16 protein-coding genes are annotated in these 17,541 nt (G+C 63.0%); 7 read left to right on the top strand and 9 right to left on the bottom strand.

Features of this window, described 5'->3' with window-relative positions; genetic code table 11:
* Nucleotides 1–39: 39 nt before the first annotated feature.
* Nucleotides 40–1,692, top strand: coding sequence for a chaperonin GroEL (gene groL / locus AC1D09_RS15540; RefSeq protein WP_477661019.1), 1,653 nt, complete (start codon nucleotides 40–42; stop codon nucleotides 1,690–1,692).
* Nucleotides 1,693–1,759: 67 nt separating this feature from the next.
* Here groL and AC1D09_RS15545 read toward each other — a convergent pair whose 3' ends face one another.
* The gene (locus tag AC1D09_RS15545; RefSeq protein ID WP_477661018.1) at nucleotides 1,760–2,122 is read right to left on the bottom strand and encodes a DUF805 domain-containing protein; all 363 of its coding nucleotides are present in this window, start codon (nucleotides 2,120–2,122) and stop codon (nucleotides 1,760–1,762) included.
* Nucleotides 2,123–2,452: 330 nt separating this feature from the next.
* Here AC1D09_RS15545 and AC1D09_RS15550 point away from each other — a divergent pair, with 330 nt between their 5' ends.
* Complete coding sequence (locus AC1D09_RS15550; RefSeq protein WP_477661017.1) at nucleotides 2,453–3,121, top strand: OmpW/AlkL family protein; 669 nt, start codon at nucleotides 2,453–2,455, stop codon at nucleotides 3,119–3,121.
* A gap of 41 nt (nucleotides 3,122–3,162) precedes the next feature.
* On the opposite strand, the gene AC1D09_RS15555 is transcribed toward AC1D09_RS15550, so the two are convergent.
* The 3 genes from AC1D09_RS15555 to tal form a co-directional block, all read right to left on the bottom strand.
* Nucleotides 3,163–3,984 (bottom strand): DUF3047 domain-containing protein, encoded by an 822-nt coding sequence (locus AC1D09_RS15555; RefSeq protein ID WP_477701124.1) that lies wholly within the window; start codon nucleotides 3,982–3,984, stop codon nucleotides 3,163–3,165.
* Nucleotides 3,985–4,120: 136 nt separating this feature from the next.
* Complete coding sequence (gene pgi, locus AC1D09_RS15560; RefSeq protein WP_477661015.1) at nucleotides 4,121–5,668, bottom strand: glucose-6-phosphate isomerase; 1,548 nt, start codon at nucleotides 5,666–5,668, stop codon at nucleotides 4,121–4,123.
* A 3-nt stretch (nucleotides 5,669–5,671) separates the two neighbouring features.
* Nucleotides 5,672–6,619, bottom strand: coding sequence for a transaldolase (gene tal, locus AC1D09_RS15565; protein ID WP_477661014.1), 948 nt, complete (start codon nucleotides 6,617–6,619; stop codon nucleotides 5,672–5,674).
* A gap of 144 nt (nucleotides 6,620–6,763) precedes the next feature.
* Between tal and zwf the strand changes: the two genes are divergently transcribed.
* On the top strand, nucleotides 6,764–8,227 hold the full coding sequence (gene zwf / locus AC1D09_RS15570; RefSeq protein WP_477701125.1) for a glucose-6-phosphate dehydrogenase: 1,464 nt from the start codon (nucleotides 6,764–6,766) through the stop codon (nucleotides 8,225–8,227).
* A gap of 2 nt (nucleotides 8,228–8,229) precedes the next feature.
* Nucleotides 8,230–9,075, top strand: a complete 846-nt coding sequence (locus tag AC1D09_RS15575; protein ID WP_074577870.1) for a MurR/RpiR family transcriptional regulator — start codon at nucleotides 8,230–8,232, stop codon at nucleotides 9,073–9,075.
* 2 nt (nucleotides 9,076–9,077) lie between these two features.
* Here AC1D09_RS15575 and AC1D09_RS15580 read toward each other — a convergent pair whose 3' ends face one another.
* Both AC1D09_RS15580 and AC1D09_RS15585 read right to left on the bottom strand, forming a co-directional pair.
* The gene (locus AC1D09_RS15580; protein WP_477661012.1) at nucleotides 9,078–10,421 is read right to left on the bottom strand and encodes a M20 aminoacylase family protein; all 1,344 of its coding nucleotides are present in this window, start codon (nucleotides 10,419–10,421) and stop codon (nucleotides 9,078–9,080) included.
* Between the two features lie 33 nt (nucleotides 10,422–10,454).
* Nucleotides 10,455–11,213 (bottom strand): DUF3047 domain-containing protein, encoded by a 759-nt coding sequence (locus tag AC1D09_RS15585; protein ID WP_477701132.1) that lies wholly within the window; start codon nucleotides 11,211–11,213, stop codon nucleotides 10,455–10,457.
* On the opposite strand from AC1D09_RS15585, the gene AC1D09_RS15590 reads away from it, so the two are divergent.
* Entirely contained in the window at nucleotides 11,110–11,514 is a 405-nt protein-coding gene (locus AC1D09_RS15590; RefSeq protein ID WP_477661166.1) for a hypothetical protein, read from the top strand. The two genes, AC1D09_RS15585 and AC1D09_RS15590, sit on opposite strands and share 104 nt — an antisense overlap.
* A gap of 25 nt (nucleotides 11,515–11,539) precedes the next feature.
* Here AC1D09_RS15590 and AC1D09_RS15595 read toward each other — a convergent pair whose 3' ends face one another.
* The gene (locus tag AC1D09_RS15595; protein WP_477661010.1) at nucleotides 11,540–12,712 is read right to left on the bottom strand and encodes a porin; all 1,173 of its coding nucleotides are present in this window, start codon (nucleotides 12,710–12,712) and stop codon (nucleotides 11,540–11,542) included.
* A 368-nt stretch (nucleotides 12,713–13,080) separates the two neighbouring features.
* Nucleotides 13,081–14,142 (bottom strand): porin, encoded by a 1,062-nt coding sequence (locus tag AC1D09_RS15600; RefSeq protein ID WP_477661009.1) that lies wholly within the window; start codon nucleotides 14,140–14,142, stop codon nucleotides 13,081–13,083.
* A 742-nt stretch (nucleotides 14,143–14,884) separates the two neighbouring features.
* Here AC1D09_RS15600 and AC1D09_RS15605 point away from each other — a divergent pair.
* Complete coding sequence (locus AC1D09_RS15605) at nucleotides 14,885–16,156, top strand: porin (RefSeq protein WP_477661008.1); 1,272 nt, start codon at nucleotides 14,885–14,887, stop codon at nucleotides 16,154–16,156.
* A gap of 112 nt (nucleotides 16,157–16,268) precedes the next feature.
* On the top strand, nucleotides 16,269–16,898 hold the full coding sequence (gene coq7 / locus AC1D09_RS15610) for a 2-polyprenyl-3-methyl-6-methoxy-1,4-benzoquinone monooxygenase (RefSeq protein ID WP_477661007.1): 630 nt from the start codon (nucleotides 16,269–16,271) through the stop codon (nucleotides 16,896–16,898).
* A 25-nt stretch (nucleotides 16,899–16,923) separates the two neighbouring features.
* Here coq7 and AC1D09_RS15615 read toward each other — a convergent pair whose 3' ends face one another.
* Nucleotides 16,924–17,382: an OsmC family protein gene (locus AC1D09_RS15615; RefSeq protein WP_477661006.1), complete on the bottom strand. Its 459-nt coding sequence runs from the start codon at nucleotides 17,380–17,382 to the stop codon at nucleotides 16,924–16,926.
* Nucleotides 17,383–17,541: the final 159 nt, after the last annotated feature.

Consider the following 17,541-nt stretch of genomic DNA (forward strand, 5'->3'; position numbering starts at 1 on the left):
CCACAAACCCCTTATTAACTGAATTCTGGAGAATTAAACATGGCAGCAAAAGACGTCATTTTCGGCGGCGAAGCCCGCGCACGCATGGTCGAGGGTGTGAACATCCTGGCCAACGCCGTCAAGGTAACCCTGGGCCCCAAAGGCCGTAACGTGGTTCTGGAGCGCTCGTTCGGCGCCCCCACGGTGACCAAGGACGGTGTGTCCGTCGCCAAGGAAATCGAACTGAAGGACAAGCTGCAGAACATGGGCGCGCAGATGGTCAAGGAAGTCGCTTCCAAGACCTCCGACAACGCCGGCGACGGCACCACCACCGCCACCGTCCTGGCACAAGCCATCGTCCGCGAAGGCATGAAGTACGTTGCCGCCGGCATGAACCCCATGGACTTGAAGCGCGGTATCGACAAGGCCGTGCTGGCCCTGACCGAAGAGCTCAAGAAGGCCTCCAAGCCCACCACCACCTCCAAGGAAATCGCCCAGGTCGGCTCGATTTCCGCCAACTCCGACGAATCCATCGGCAAGATCATTGCCGACGCGATGGACAAGGTTGGCAAGGAAGGCGTGATCACCGTGGAAGACGGCAAGTCCCTGCAAAACGAACTCGACGTCGTCGAAGGCATGCAGTTCGACCGCGGCTACCTCTCCCCTTACTTCATCAACAACCCTGAAAAGCAGTCCGCGCTGCTGGACAACCCCTTTGTGCTGCTCTACGACAAGAAGATCAGCAACATCCGCGACCTGCTGCCCACCCTGGAGCAAGTCGCCAAGGCCGGCCGTCCACTGCTGATCATCGCCGAAGAAGTCGAGGGCGAAGCCCTGGCAACCCTGGTGGTGAACACCCTGCGCGGCATCCTGAAGGTCGTGGCTGTCAAGGCTCCCGGCTTCGGCGACCGCCGCAAGGCCATGCTGGAAGACATCGCTGTCCTGACCGGCGGCAAGGTCATCGCTGAAGAAGTCGGCATGTCGCTCGAAAAAGTGACGCTGGCCGACCTCGGCCAGGCCAAGCGCATCGAAGTGGGCAAGGAAAACACCATCATCATCGACGGCGCCGGCGCCGCCGCCGACATCGAAGCACGCGTCAAGCAAGTGCGCGTCCAGATCGAGGAAGCGACCAGCGACTACGACCGCGAAAAACTGCAAGAGCGCGTGGCCAAGCTGGCCGGCGGTGTTGCCGTGATCAAGGTCGGCGCAGCCACCGAAGTCGAAATGAAGGAAAAGAAGGCTCGCGTGGAAGACGCGCTGCACGCCACCCGCGCTGCCGTGGAAGAAGGCATTGTGGCCGGCGGCGGCGTCGCGCTGCTGCGCGCCAAGCAGGCTGCTGGCGCCATCAAGGGCGACAACGCCGACCAGGACGCCGGTATCAAGCTGGTGCTGCGCGCCATTGAAGCCCCCCTGCGCGAAATCGTCTACAACGCAGGCGGCGAAGCCTCCGTGGTGGTCAATGCGGTTCTCGGCGGCAAGGGCAATTACGGCTTCAATGCGGCCAACGACACCTACGGCGACATGATCGAAATGGGTATCCTGGATCCCACCAAGGTCACCCGCACCGCACTGCAGAACGCCGCTTCCGTGGCATCGCTGATGCTGACGACCGAAGCCATGGTGGCCGAGTCTCCAAAGGACGAAGCAGCTGCCGGCGGCGGCATGCCAGGCGGCATGGGTGGTATGGGCGGCATGGGCGACATGGGCATGTAATGCCCGCCTGAGCTTCTCGCTCCATCAAAAAGGGCCGCTTTCGCGGCCCTTTTTTTATGCTTGCTTTCTATTGCTCGCCCGTCGGGCCGGCGGCAGGCACAGCCGGCGCGGCGCCTTCGTCATACTGGTTGGGACCTTCCGAAGGCTGAACGCACCAGTACAGCAGCAACAGGTTGACCAACGGGATCAGGCCGATCAGCAGCAACCAGCCGGTCTTGCCGATGTCATGCAGGCGGCGCACACCCACCGCGATTCCCGGCAGCAGCATGGCCAGGGCGGCGATGCCGTACAGGATGTTGCTGATCATGCCGGTGACGATCAGGACGATGATCTGGAACAGGAAAAACCACCAGAATTCCGGACGCGATGCCCGTCCGGTAAACGTGACGTACTTGGAAAAACAGGTAGAGATGGCTTGGCCAAAATTCATGACAGTAGTCCTCCTCGCAAGGTGTTAACAGGGTGAATTCCCTGCCGCATGATAATGCGGCGCGCCTCGCGGGGCTACCGCGACGGCCGGGGGCTGGCGCTGCAGTCGATTTGGCGGGACAAAACCACATTGCACGCATCCGTATAAACCTTGTACGAAGAACGTTTTCAATCGACAAAAGCCGTTGCGTCTGCGCTTCATCGCCGGGACAAAACCCCCATGCAAGCCAGCGCGCACCGGCGCTTGCCGCTACCATGACATTGACACCGATCCCCTGGATGAACCTCCAACACCTTAAAACAGTCACCCAGCCACATCACCGGACTCGCCATGCCCTTTTCCAGACAACACCTGATTGCCGCGGCCATCATGGCCTCGTCCACATTCCCCGCTTTCGCGCAACAGGCCGGCACCTGGTCTTTGTCGGCCGGCGTCACGCGCATCAGGCCTTCCGTGGACAGCGGCACCCTGACGGGCAACATACCCAACGTGCGTGTGGGCGTCAGCAACGACACCCGGGTGACGGGCGCGATCAACTACATGGCCACCGAGCACCTCAACCTGCACCTGCCGCTGGGCTTGGGTTTCCGGCATGACGTCACCGGCGACGGCACGCTCGCGGGTTTCGGCAAGGTGGCCGACACCCGGGCGCTGCCGGTCACGCTGATAGGCCAGTACCGCTTTTTCGAGGCCGAAGCCCGGTTCCGGCCCTACCTGGGCGCCGGCCTGTCGTATGTACGCTTTTACAAGGAGCAGGGTAGCGCCCTGCTGACCGCGCTGACCAACCCCGGCGGCCCGCCCACCGGCGTGTCCTTCAAATCCAAGCTGGCCCCCTCCTTCCAGGTCGGAGGCGTCTACAACCTCAATGACAAATGGTTTGTGGAAGGCAGCTACACCAAGACGCTGCTGAAAACCCGCGGCACGCTGAGCACGGGCCAGACGATTGACGTGGTGCTCGATCCCAACTGCTTCACCCTGCAACTGGGCTACAAGTTTTGAGCAGGGCCGCCGCCCCGCGTTGAGCGGGCGCTGACGCGGCGCTACTTGCTCGCGACGGCCGAAGCCGAAGCGGGTATGAGCTTGAGCGGCCCGTAGAAGGCCTGCAGCTGGCCTTCGTCCCTTTCACCTTCGGTAAAGACCGCGAAGCTCAGCAAGGCGCCCGGGTCTTCGCCAAAAGCCTTGCGGTAGTCGGCGCGGATGTCGCGCTCGTAGCTGCGCCATTCGTTGTAACCGTGGTCACCCGAATCGACCACGATCTTGCGGATGCGGTCGGTGCGATCATTGACGACGACCTCACCGGGCTGCTTGACCCGCGACCACGAATAGACCAGGGTCGCGAACGGCATTTCCTCGCCGGTCAGCAGGCGGCTCAGCTCCGACAGCATGGCGTTTTTCATCGACAGCCGCGAGCGGTCGCCTTCGAAAGCGAGCACCACCCGCACCGGCACATCCTCGAGCTGCGGCAGCGCGGCGTTGGCACCCGCGCCCGCGTTGGGCACGTTCCAGGAAAAGCGCACAAGGCCCAGCTGGTCCGGCTCAATGCGGTGGCGATGGCGCAGGATGCTGCCGGAGGCCTCGGCCTTCGCGAGCACCGCGTCGCGGCCTTCATGGCGCACATAGCTGTAGCTGGCCGGCTGCTTGCCGGGCACGCGGAAGATCTCCCACCGAAGGTCGTCGGGCTTGAGCTCCCCGGCTTTGGGCGGTGCCGACATCTCGGCCCAGGCCGTGCCGGTCACCCCTTCGGCCACACCCACGGTGCCGCCCTGGCTGACGGGCTCGTCGGTGTCGGCGTCCTCAGCATCAAGGGCGCGCGTCGCGCAGCCGGCGGCCAGCGCTGCCGTGAGCAGCGCCGCGGCGAACATCGAAAAACGGGGAAAAACTCGGCAAGGCGTGACGGGTAAAGACATCATGCGAAATCATCGAAAAAATCAGCGAAGCGGCAAGTTGACCACGAAACCGCGCGCTCCCGTCAGGGAAAAAAGCACGGTTTTGCGCGAATCAGCCGGAAATCTTGCGCAACAGGCCCGCCGTCGAGCCGTCAAGGCCGGACAGGTCACCGCTTTGCAGGCGCGGCTCTATGTCCCTGGCCAGCACCTTGCCGAGCTCGACGCCCCACTGGTCGAAGCTGTTGATGCCCCAGATCGCGCCGCTGACAAACACGCGGTGCTCCTGCAGCGCGACCAGCGCCCCCAGGCTGGCGGGCGTGAGCCGCTCCAGCAGCAAGAAGGTGCTGGGCCGGTTGCCGGGAAAATGTTTGTGGCCACCCACATCGTCCTTTCCCTGCATCAAGGCCTGCGCCTGGGCCAGCACATTGGCCAGCAAAGTGGCGTGATGGCCGGGCAGGCTATGGCCGGCCTGTTTGACGGCGACGAATTCCACCGGCACCACCGAGCTGCCCTGGTGCAGCATCTGGAAATAAGCGTGCTGGCCGTTGGTGCCGGGCTCGCCCCACAGCACGGGCGAGGTGGCAAAAGGCAAGGCCCGACCGTCGGCATCGACACGCTTGCCGTTGCTTTCCATTTCAAGCTGCTGCAAATAGGCCGGCAGGCGCCGCAAGGCACTGCTGTAGGGCGCGATGCTGCGGCTGCTGAAGCCGTAGAAATTGCGATACCAGACGTCGAGCAAGCCCAGGCGCACCGGCAGGTTGCGCGCCAGCGGCGCCGTGCGGAAGTGTTCGTCCATGGCATGCGCGCCGGCCAGCAGCTCGCGAAAGCCGGCCGCGCCTATGGCGATGGCAATCGGCAAACCTATGGCCGACCAGAGCGAATAGCGCCCGCCCACCCAGTCCCAGAAGCCGAAGCTAGTCTTGATGCCGAAAGCATGGGCCGCCGCGACATTGGTCGTGAGGGCCGCGAAATGCCGGCCAACATCCGTGCCGCCCTGCGATTCAAACCAGCGCCTGGCCGAATGCGCATTGGTCATGGTCTCGGTGGTGGTGAAGGTCTTGGACGCCACCAGGAACAGCGTGTTTTGCGGCTTGAGCCCCTGCAGCACGCCGGCCAGCTCACCGCCGTCGACGTTGGAGACAAAGTGCAACCGCTTGCCGGGGATGGCGAATTCAGCCAGCGCCAGCACCGCCATCTGCGGGCCGAGGTCGGAGCCGCCTATGCCGATGTTGACGATGTCGGTGATGGCCGCGTCGGCGCGCAGTTGCTCGGCATAGGCCAGCATGGCGTCCAGGGTTTCATGCACCCGCGCGAGGTCGCCGTCCATGCCGGCGGCGGCCGGGCTCCGCAATAAAAAATGCTTGACGGCGCGCTGCTCGGTGCCATTGATCAGCTCGCCGGCAAACATGGCATCGCGGTGCTGCTCGAGCCGGCATTGCGCGGCCAGATCCAGAAGCAGAGTCTCGCTGGTCGTGTCGATCAGGTTTTTGGAGAGATCGGCAAAAACATGCGGCGCTTCCTGGCTGAAATGCGCAAAGCGCCCCGCGTCGGCCGCGAAGGCCCGGCGCAGGTCAAAGGATTTTCCCTGGGTGTCGAAGCAGCCCTGCAGCGCGGCCCAGGCCGGCGTGCGGTCGCAGCGGGGTCTTGGCTGCACGGCCATGCCTCAGGCCGCCAGCATCAGCTGTTCGAGCTTCACGGCGTCGACCGCGAAGGCGCGTATGCCCTCGGCCAGCTTTTCGGTGGCCATGGCGTCTTCATTGAGCGCGTAGCGAAAACCCGCTTCGTCGTAGTTGACGGCGGGCAGGTCCAGCGCGGCGGCCGCCTTGGCGTCCAGCGCGCAGGGCAGCAGCGCGTCGGAAGCCGCCAATTGGCCCAGCAGCTCGGGGCTGATGGTCAGCAGGTCGCAGCCGGCCAGCGCGGTGATCTGGCCCACGTTGCGAAAACTCGCGCCCATCACCTCGGTGGCGATGCCGAAGTGTTTGTAATGGTTGTAGATCTCGCGCACCGACTTGACGCCGGGGTCATTGGCGCCGGCCATCGCAGCCTCGTCCCAGGCCGCGCCGGCGGATTTTTTGTACCAGTCGTAGATGCGGCCGACGAAGGGCGAGATCAGCTGCACCTTGGCCTGGCCGCAGGCCACCGCCTGGGCGAATGAGAACAGCAGGGTGAGGTTGGTGTGGATGCCGCGCTGTTCGAGCTTTTCGGCCGCCTGTATACCCTCCCAGGTGGCGGCGACCTTGATCAGCACGCGGTCTATGTGTACGCCCTCGGCCTGGTAGAGCTCGACGATGCGCTCGCCTCGCGTGTAGGTGGCATTGGCGTCAAAGCTCAGGCGCGCATCGACTTCGGTCGAGACGCGGCCCGGAATGATGGAGAGGATTTCGCAGCCGAAGCGCACCAGCAGGCGGTCCATGGTTTCGTCGAGCGCGCGCCCCTTGAAGCGGGCCACGGTGTCCTTGAGCAAGGGCTGGTAGTCGGCCTTTTGCACCGCCTTGAGGATCAGCGAGGGGTTGGTGGTGGCGTCCTGCGGCTTGAACTGCCCCAGTTGCTTGAAATCACCGGTGTCGGCAACCACGGTGGTGAACTGTTTGAGGGCGTCAAGTTGGGTCATGGCAGGGATGCTGGGCAAAAACGCGAAAGTGGTCCGGATGAAACACCGCGGGAGCACCTGGAGGCGTGCATCGCGCGGGTTCAGGGTCGAGTTACCATTATGCCCATAGAATATGAAACTTAATTACCAAGACACTTTTTTACCATGAGTTTTGACCTCATCCTTTTCGGCGGCACCGGCGACCTGGTGTGGCGCAAGATCATGCCGGCCCTGTTCCAGGCCTTTCGCCATGGCTCACTGCCGGCCGGCGGGCGCATTGTGGGTGTGGCGCGCGACGATCTGTCCGACGACCAGTACCGGGCGCTGATCAAGTCCCGCTTTGACAACGTCGAGCTGGCCAAGCGCCCCAGCGAGGAGGAATTCTCGCGCTTTGCCGCGCTGCTGGGCTACCTGCGCATGGATTTGTCCAACCCGGCGGATTACGCGGGGCTGGCCGCCAGGCTGCAGCAGCGGCCGGCCGATGTGGTGGTGATGTATGTGGCGACGGCGCCCAGCCTGTTCACCACGGTGTGCGAGCAGATCGCCGCCGCCGGCCTGAACGGCCCGCAGACCCGCGTGGTGCTGGAAAAACCGCTGGGCCATGACCTGGCCTCGAACCGCGCCATCAACAAGACGGTACGCGGCGTGCTCAGCGAGCAACAGATCTTTCGCATTGACCACTACCTGGGCAAGCCCTCGGTGCAAAACCTGTTCGCACTGCGCTTCGGCAATTCGCTGTTCGAGCCGCTGTGGCGCCGCGAGACCATCGCCAACATCCAGATCACGATCGCCGAGGACCTGGGCGTGGAAAAACGCGGGGCCTTCTACGACAGCACGGGCGCGCTGCGCGACATGGTGCAAAACCACGCGCTGCAGCTGCTGTGCGCCATCGGCATGGAGCCACCCATCAACTCGCACGCCGACGCCATCCGCGACGAAAAGCTCAAGGTGCTGCGCTCGCTCAAGCCCTGGACGCCGGAAACACTGGGCCAGCACGTGGTGCGCGGCCAGTACGCGGCCGGCAACATCGACGGCGAGGCCGTGCCGGGCTACCGCGACGAAAAAGGCGTACCCCCCGATAGCCGGACCGAAACCTTTGTCGCCCTGCGCACCGAGATCGCCAACTGGCGCTGGGCCGGCGTGCCCTTTTACATCCGCACCGGCAAGCGCCTGGCCGGACGCGATGCGCACATCGAGGTCAACTTCCGGCCGGCACCGCACGCGATTTTCAAGGCCTCCACCTCCGGCTCCAACGTGGCCAACCGGCTGGTCATCAACCTGCAGCCCAAGGACGGCCTGGAGCTGCACCTGCTGGCCCAGGGTGCCGACCAGCGCCGTGGCACGCCCTCGCTGGCGCCTGTGCAGCTGGACCTGGATTTCGACAAACGTTTCGGCTCCGAACGCGTGGGCGCCTATGAGCGGCTGTTGCTGGATGTGATCGACGGGCGGCTCAACCTTTTTGTGCGCAGCGACGAACAGGAAGAAGCCTGGCGCTGGGTGGAGCCCATCCTGGACAGCTGGAGCAACGATTCCGGCGCGCCGAGGCCCTATGCCGCCGGCAGCTGGGGGCCTAGCGCGGCGAGCGCGATGATCGCCAGAGACGGATATTGCTGGTCTGAGGAGTGCTGAGCATGCTCGACCGAATCAAGGCGTCTCTTTCCTCCTTAGCCCCCGCCGAACAACGCGTGGGCCGCCTTGTGCTGTCCGACCCGCGGGCCTTTGCCAACCTGCCGATCACCGAGCTGGCCGGCCGCTCGCATGTGAGCAAGCCCACCGTGGTGCGCTTTTGCCGCAGCATGGGTTATGACGGCCTGTCGGACTTCAAGCTCAAGCTGGCTGGCAGTGTGAGTGAGGGCGTACCCTTCATCCACCGGAGCGTGGACGCCGACGACAAGACCGCCGACGTGATGGTCAAGGTGATAGACAACACCGTGGCGGCGTTTTTGAAGTACCGCAACGATGCGAGTTCGGTGGCCGTGGAAAGGGCCGCCGACGCCTTGCTGGCGACCTACAACACCGGCAAACGCATCGAGTTTTTCGGCGTGGGCAACTCGGGCATCGTGGCGCAGGATGCGCAGCACAAGTTCTTTCGCCTGGGCATCACCAGCATCGCCTACAGCGACGGCCACATGCAGGTCATGAGCGCCTCGCTGCTGGGCCCGGGCGACTGCGTGGTGGTGATTTCCAACTCGGGCCGCACGCGCGACCTGATGGACGCCTGCGACATCGCGCGGAAAAACGGCGCCACCACCATCGTCATCACCGTCACCGGTTCACCGCTGGCGGCGGCCGGCAACATCCACCTGGCGGCCGACCACCCCGAGGGTTATGACCGCTACAGCCCCATGGTGTCGCGCCTCATGCACCTGATGATCGTCGACATCCTGGCGACCTGCGTGGCGCTGCGCATAGGCAGCAAACTGCAACCACTGCTCAAGGAAATGAAGAACAACCTGCGCAACAAGCGCTACGCCTGAGCTCAGGCCAGCGGCAGCGAACGCTCCACAATGCCCGCGAACAGCGCCGAGCCCAGCGGCAGCACGCTGTCGTTGAAGTCATAGCAGCTGTTGTGCAGAAAGCGGCTGCCCACGCCGCCGGTGGTGCCGCCCTTGCCGTCGGGCAGCTGTTCGCCCTGGCCCAGGCGCAGGTAGGCGCCGGGCTTGACGCGCAGCATGAAGGAAAAGTCCTCCGAGCCCATGCTGGGTTCAAGATTGCTCACCACGTTTTCGGCACCCACAAGCTGGTCCGCCACGGCGGTGGCCAGCGCGTACTCGGCCGGCGAATTGATGGTGGCCGGGTAAATGCGTTCGTACTTCACGGTAGCCGTGGCGCCGAAGCCCTGGGCCACGGCCGCGCACAATTCCTTGAGGCGGCGCTCGACCAGGTTCTGCACCTCGGGCTTGAAAGTGCGCACCGTGCCCACCAGCATGGCCGTTTCGGGCACCACGCTCATGGCGCCCAGGTCGCCCGCCTGCACGGCGCAAATGCTGATCACGGCGTTGTCCATGGCCTTGACGTTGCGCGACACAATGCTTTGCACCGCTGTGATGATGTGAGCGGCCACCAGCACCGGATCCACCGTCAGGTAAGCGTGTGCACCGTGGCCGCCCTTGCCGGTGACCTCGATGGTGATGCGGTCGGCCGCGGCCATCATGGGACCGGGGTTGATGCCTATGGTGCCGGGCCGCATCGCGGGCCAGTTGTGCATGGCGTAGATCGCTTGCACCGGAAAGCGCTCGAACAGGCCGTCCTTGATCATCGCGTCGGCCCCGCCGCGCCCCTCTTCCGCGGGCTGGAACACCAGCACGGCGTCGCCAGCGAAGTTGCGCGTCTCAGCCAGGTAGCGGGCGGCACCCACCAGCATGGTGGTGTGGCCGTCGTGGCCGCAGCCGTGCATCAGGCCGGCCTTGGAAGACTTCCAGCCGAACTCGTTGTGCTCGGTCATGGGCAGCGCGTCCATGTCGGCGCGCAGGCCCACCATGGGCCTTGCGCCAGCCTTGGCGGGCTGCTGGCCCTTGATGACAGCCACCACACCGGTCTTGCCGATGCCGGTGTGCACCTCGTCAACCCCGCACAGCTTGAGCGCATGCACAACGCGGCTGGAGGTATAGACCTCTTCGAAGCCGAGTTCGGGATGGGCATGCAGGTCGCGCCGGAAGGCCGTCAGTTCGGGGTGGTACTGCACGATCTGCGCGAAGGCACGGCCGCTGGCGCGCAGTTGGGGCGGCCGGTCGGAACTATCAGCGTTATCGGGGCTGTCTGCCGCGGTGGATGGGAGGGAGGAGGCAGCTGGAAGGCTTGGAAGGGTGGCCGGAGCGCGCATGTCAGTGAGGTTCCGAGTTCAGCGGTTTGAATACTAGTCTTGAAGGGATGGCGGTGCAAACACAGGGTTTTGTGAAGCCCTGGCCGATGCGGCAGTCATGCCGGGGACGGCTGTGGCGTTCAAGGGCTTGCTCATCAATCTGACAGGGCCATACCATGCCGAGGCCTTTTGCCGCGTGTTGTCGCTGTCCGTCATGATGGCAATGCCGACCAGCGCACCCGGTGCTTCGCCGAAGGCTTTCTCATAATCGGCGCGGATGTCGCGCTCGTAGTCGAGCCAGCGGCCCAGCCGCGCGGGCCCGGACTCCAGCACCAGCTTGCGGATGCGGTCGGTACGCGGATTGATGAGCACGCTTTCCGGCGCGCTGTGGGTACCCCACACATACATGAGGGTCGCATAGGGCATAGGCTCACCGGTCAAGGCCAATGCCAGCTCGGACAGCATGGCGTTTTTGGCGGAGAACTTGGAACGGTCGCCCTCGAAGGCCAGCAGCACACGCACCGGAGAGTCGTCGCTGTCGCGCTGCGTCATGTCGGCGCCGGAAATCATCGTGGGCACCTTCCAGGAGAAGCCCAGTTTGCCCAGCTCCGAAGGCTCGACCCGCAAATGTTGCCGCAGCATGCTGGCGGCGCTGTCTGACTCACTGAGGACGGCATCGCGTCCGTCCAGGCGAACCGCCCGGTAACGCGTGGATTTTTTACCCGGAAATGCGCAGTGCTGCCATTTCACCGTTTCGGGGTTTAAAAGAGGGCTTGCATTGGAATTCAAGGGCGACGCCGAGGTCCACTGCACATCCTGGCTGGTTGCGGGCACGCTTGTTTCTATTCCCGCGCAGGCGGCCAGCAAAAACAGGCAGCTGATGACCATAAGGGTGCGCAGCGTGCTCAAGAAGAAAAAAGGCGGCGATGTGGTCATGAAAAAAATGGCGGGCAATCGGGGAGGCTGCCAGGCTTGCGGCCTTGATGCACATGAAAAAGCAAGGAACCAGATAACTCAACGCGGCGGGCGTGGAAAAGTTTCAAAAACCCGTACGGCTTTTTCCATAAAAAAAGCCGCCTCGGGTTTCCCCGAGGCGGCTTTTGGATTCTCATAAGAAACTGGCTTACGCCAGCTTCAAATTAGAACGTGTGGCGAATGCCAGCTGCGTACGTGGTGGTACGGGTGATGCTGCTGGTAGGAGCAATGATCATCGTGTTGGCAGCAACGTTCGAGTAGTTCTTCGTGCTGACGGCACCCGTGTACAGGGTGGTGCGCTTGCTCAAAGAGTACAGAGCTTGGACGCCCCAGCCGGTGCTGGAACCCAGATCGTCACCCTTGGAACGTGCATAGCCAGCGCTCAGGGTCGTTGCGCCCAGAGGCACTGCAACGCTCAGGCTGTATTCCTTCTGTGCAGCCAGTTCGTGGGCAGCAACTGCAACGCCAGTTGGGCTGAACGTGGTGATGACGTCCTTGAACTTGGCGCGGTTGGCACCGAAGCCGACTTTAGCGACGCCGAAGTCATAGGAAACGTTCAGCAGCGTGTTGGTCAGAGCAGGCTTGGTCGTGGCGGTGCGAGCAGCGCCTTCAGACTGGTAGCCGCCGGAAATCAGCAGAGGACCATTTGCGTACTTCAGGTAAGCGGAAACCGTGTTGCTTGCGCTGACAGCTGCGGTCTTGTCTTCGCCGAAGGCGTACATGAACGAGCCGGTGAAGCCACCGAAGTTAGGCGAAACGTACTTGACGCTGTTGTTGAAGCGGGTGTTGTAACCAACCCAGGTCACGTGAGCGCCAGAGCCGTTGCCGCCGTGGTTCAGCAGAACAGCATTGCCAGCCAGGGTACCGATGGCAGCAGCTTGAGCGGTGCTGAAGCCGTTGTTGGTGTTCGAAGGATCGAACAGCGTAGCGCCCATCATGGCGTGGTCACCAGACACGTCGTCGTAGGAGCTGGAGTTGCGACCGATGGTCACGGTACCGAAGCCGCTGGAGATACCCACGTTGGCGCGACGGCCGAACAGCAGGCCGCCTTGAGCGGAAGAGCCGGCGTCGATGTTGAAGCCGCTTTCGAGGTTACCGATGACAGCCATGCCGCCGCCGATGTCTTCGCTGACGCGAATGCCCCAACGCGAACCGTTCAGGCCGCCGGAGTCAATTTTGGCCTGGCTCAGGCCGGAGATTGCGGCGCCGTTGACCTGGTTGGTCTTGTAGCTGCCGATGTTGGCGTCGAGCAGACCATAGATGGTCACGGTCGACTGAGCTTGTGCTGCACCAGCCATCGCGCCGAGTGCGGCCAAAGCGATAAGGGTCTTTTTCATTGAGAGTTTCTCCAAGGTTAAACATAGGGCTCCGGCACGGGGACCATTTCGGACTTGCGTCTTCATGGCTCCACCAGAGACCCGGGCCAACCCCCTTTCGGGAAGTTGGCTCTATTGCACCAGACTGGGCTTCAATTCGCAAAGGAATGCCCGAAAAAACAGGCAAGCCGTTGTGCTCAAACCACAAACAAAGGGCTGACAGTGGAAAAGAAACAACGCCCGCGCAAACCGGGGATTCCGGCCCGCCAAAACCCGGTTTTTTGGCTGGCTTCGGCCAAACCAACAAAAAAAGCCGCTTCAAGGAAGCGGCTTTCCACGCAACCCCGCGCCAGGGCGGGGTTGAGCTTAAGGCTCAGGTCAAACCTGGATCAGAACGTGTGGCGGATGCCAACGCCGTAGGTGGTGGTCTTGCGATCAGCCACGCCGGAATTGGTTTCCTTGCCGGTCTGCACGCCAGCGTACAGGTTCGAACGCTTGGACAGTGCATACAGGCCTGCCACACCGTAGCCGGTGCGCTTCAGGTCAGGAGCGCCAGCCAGGCGGGTGCTCTTGGAGCGGGCATAACCGCCGGACAGCGTGAAGGTGCTGGAAACAGGGAAATCCAGGCCGATCTGGTATTCCTTGGTCTTGTCCGTTGCCAGGGCGGTCACGGGGCTGACGCCGTTCTTCACGTTGCCGTAAGCGCCGAGCAGCTTGACCACGCCGAAGTCATAGGAACCGTTCAACTGCGTGTACTTGACTGCGGTGGCAGCGGCATTGGCTTTTTCGCTCTGGTAAGCCAGCGAAGCGCCGATGGGGCCGTTTGCGTAAGCAACGTTAAAGCTGATGATTTTGCCGGCGCCGACAGCGGCGGTCTTGTTTTCACCGAAGCTGTACATACCGGCGGCGGAGAAACCGCTGATGTCCGGGGTCTGGTAGTAGATCGAGTTGCCGGGACGGTCCGAGTAGTTGTTGCTGGCCCACACGCTGGTGGAAGGTGCGAACAGCAGCGAGTCAAAGCCAGCGGCGCCAGAACCCTTGACCATGTCGTAAGGGGTCCACATCTTGCCGAGCTTCAGTTCACCGAAGCCGCCGGAAACGCCAACCCATGCCTGACGGCCGAAGACCGCGGTGGAAACTGCGTTGGTGTAGGGGTTGGTGTAGTTGTTGGCAGCACCGGTGCTGGGGTCGAAGCCGGCTTCCAGCAGGAAGTTGGCTTTCAGGCCGCCACCGAGGTCTTCAGAGCCCTTCAGGCCGAAACGGCTGGTCTGCAGACCACCGCCGCTGCCGGAGAAAGGATGTGGGACGTTCACGCCGGACTGGCTGATGTTGTTGTCCTTCACGGTACCGACCCATGCGTCCACCAGACCGTAGATGGTCACGGTGGACTGGGCGGATGCCACGCCGGAAACGGCCAGCACTGCCAAGGCGACTAGGCTTTTCTTCATCATTAAAAATCTCCAAAAAGGTGGGGAACACATGAACACATAAAAATTGCGAACATTTAAAGGGCTTTCTGACTACCCCAGGTCGATTTAAATCGATCTGTCACAAATCACACAAAGCCCTTGTCGCTCTATTAGCAACTTTCACGCCCGATTGTTGGTGTCTCGCGACACATCGGGTGTTGCGCCTTTCAGCAGGGCGTCACTTTGGCTCGATATGCCTTTTGATGCTGCGCGAACACACCAAAATGGCGCTTTTTTCGCGGCATGCATCGTTTTGGTGAAAGCCCGGCAGCAAGCAACAGCTTGCGTTCGATTTCCGGTCTTCCATAGCAATCCCGAAGACACCGCGGCAAGCGGTTCTCGCCGAACCGCCGCGGTGATTCGCCGGAATGTGGCTCACTTACCACGGGCCGGCCAAAATAGAGCCCACGCCCTAAGCCGCATTCGGGGCATCCGCCGACAGGGCGCCGAACCAGCCCCCGGCCGGACGCGGAAGCCGCAGCCACAGAGGGAATGAACCGGAAATGAGGGCGTTGCCCGGCTTTTTTTTGAGCTTTGCCGGGCCGGCAAAAACCTCGGGTTTTCCCCTGTCGCGAAAGTGATACCCCCCGTAGTGGCACTCTTTACGGTTCACCCCATCGCCATTAATCTTTCCTTCACAAAGACGGCCTGCAGGGTAAGGACGGGCGTCAAGATTTTCCCGCCAATCACCGATTTTTTATTCAATAAAACTCCTGGAGACTCCATGAAAAAACTGACCCTCGTTGCAACTGCGATCATGGGACTTTTGTCCACCTCGGCCGCCATGGCGCAAAGCACCGTGACCGTCTACGGCATTCTTGACGCAGGCTATAACCACGTGAGCGGCCTGCGCCAAGGCTCCGTCAGCACGATTGCCAGCGGCATCATGGAAGGTTCGCGCTTCGGCCTTCGCGGCTCGGAAGACATCGGCGGCGGCTACAAGGCCATCTTCACCCTCGAAAACCGCCTGGAACTGGACACCGGTTCCGTGACGAACCGCCCGAACTCCGGCACCCAGATGCCTGACCGCGTCGCCACCTCGGTGGCCGCCGGTGTCGCGGGCCTTCCGATTCCTGTCGCAACCCGCGACGCGATCATCACCAGCGTGAACACCACGCTCGCGACCGGCGCATTCGGCGTGAACCTGGCCGGCAACCTGTTTGACCGCCAGGCCTATGTCGGCATGGTGACCCCCATCGGCGCCTTCACGCTGGGCCGCCAGTACACGCCCGGTTATTTGGTGGCCGCACAGTTTGACGCTTCGCAAACCCAGTCCAGCCTGGCCGCCGGCCAGGTCGCCAGCCTGCCCGCCGCATTTGACATCCGCCTGAGCAACACCCTGCAATACGCGATCCAGACCGGCGGCGTCACCGCATTGCTGATGTACGGTGCGGGTGAAGTTGCCGGAAGCAACTCCGCAGGCCGGTTCTGGGGTGGCATGGTCACTTACAAGGGCGACGGCTTCTCGGTGGGCTATGGCCACAACGGCAAGAACAACGAGCTGGGCCAGAAGTCCCTGACCAACGACCTCATCGGCGCCACGGTCGACGTTGGCCCCGGCACCTTGTACGGCCAGTACGCCACCATCAAGGACGACAACCCAACCGGCATCTCCACAATTGGCGCTTCGGTCACAGCCTCCACGGGCAGCGCGGTCGTCGGCTCGGCATTCCAGAATGCCTACAACGCCGCTTTCCGCCAGGACGCCCGTCTGATGCACATCGGCTATCGCCTTACCACCGGCCCACACACCTGGGTGGTGGCCTTCAACCGCCTGGATGACAAGCGCACGGTCAATGCCGATACCGATTCCTACGGTTTCACCTACACCTACGCACTGTCCAAGCGCACCAACCTGAATGCCGTGCTGACCCGCTTCAACAACAAGGGCCAGGGCCAGGTTGCACCCGGCGGCAACGGCTTCCTCGGCGGCGTGACCTCGTCGGCCGGCGTGGGCTCCACCAACATCGCCCTGGGCATCCGCCACACGTTCTAAACCGAACCCCGCTGCCCGATTCAAACCGGGCCGGTTACGCAAAAAAGCCTCCTCACGGAGGCTTTTTTTATGGGCATTCGCCATAGCCGGGGCCCGGCGCTAACATGGCGCCATGACCACCGCACTCGACACCGCGCTGAATGCCGCCGACGGCGCATTGCGCACCCTTTTCGCCGCCCCCCGCGCCAGCCGCGCCTGTCCCACCGTGCCCGGTGAAAAAACCGAGCTGGCGCTGCAGGACAAGGCCTTGTCGGGCGCGCTGATGCGGGTCAACCATGTGGGAGAGGTCTGCGCGCAGGCCCTGTACGCGGCGCAGGCGCTGGGCACCCGCGACCCGGCGCTGCGTGAGCATTTTCTGCAGGCCAGCCGCGAGGAAGGCGACCACCTGGCCTGGACCAAGGCTCGCTTGGACGAACTGGGCGCGCGTCCCTCCCTGCTCAACCCCCTCTGGTATGCCGGCGCCTTCGGCCTGGGGCTGGTCGCCAGCCGGCTGGGCGACCGCCTGAGCCTGGGTTTTGTCGTCGAGACCGAACGCCAGGTCGAAGCCCACCTGGCCGGCCACCTGGAACGCCTGCCGCAAGGCGACCATGAGTCTCGCGCCATCGTGGCGCAGATGAAGGACGACGAGGCCCTGCATGCGCTTGAGGCCGAACAGGCCGGCGCCCTGCAGCTGCCCGAGCCGGTCAAGGCGCTGATGCGCTCGGCCGCGCGCGTCATGACCACGACGGCGCACTACCTCTGAAACGGCAGCGCCCCGTCCGGCTTGCTTAAACCTCCAGCACTTCGAAGCTGGTGGTGATCTCCGCGGTTTTCGCCAGCATGATGGTGGCCGAGCAGTATTTGTCGTGGCTCATGGCCACGGCGCGCTCCACGGCGCTGGCGGACAGGCCTTTACCCGTCACCACGAAGTGCATGTGGATCTTGGTGAACACCTTGGGGTCCACCGGCGCCCTGTCAGCGCTGAGCTTGACCGAGCAGCCGCGCACGTCCTGGCGGCCGCGCTTGAGGATCAGCACCACGTCATAGGCCGTGCAGCCGCCGGTGCCGGCCAGCACCGTTTCCATGGGCCGGGGCGCCAGGTTGGCGCCGCCGTTTTCGGGCTTGTCCGCGTCGGGCGCGCCGTCCATCACCAGGGTGTGGCCGCTGCCGGTTTCGGCGAGAAAGCTCATGTTGGAGCGAGACCCCGTGATAGTGCTGTTGCCCGTCCAGCTCACCGTGCATTCCATAAACCCCGCTCCTTATGCATAAAATTTATAACTGAAACCGTGAAAAATGTGGAGTTTGTGCCACAAGAGATTGTGCAGCGCAACATTGCTCCGCTATACTGAAATCATCGCACCAATACCGATGCCCCGGGCATCACAAGGTATTTTGTGCACTGGTTG

The sequence above is a fragment of the Polaromonas sp. P1_A2 genome (assembly GCF_056406895.1).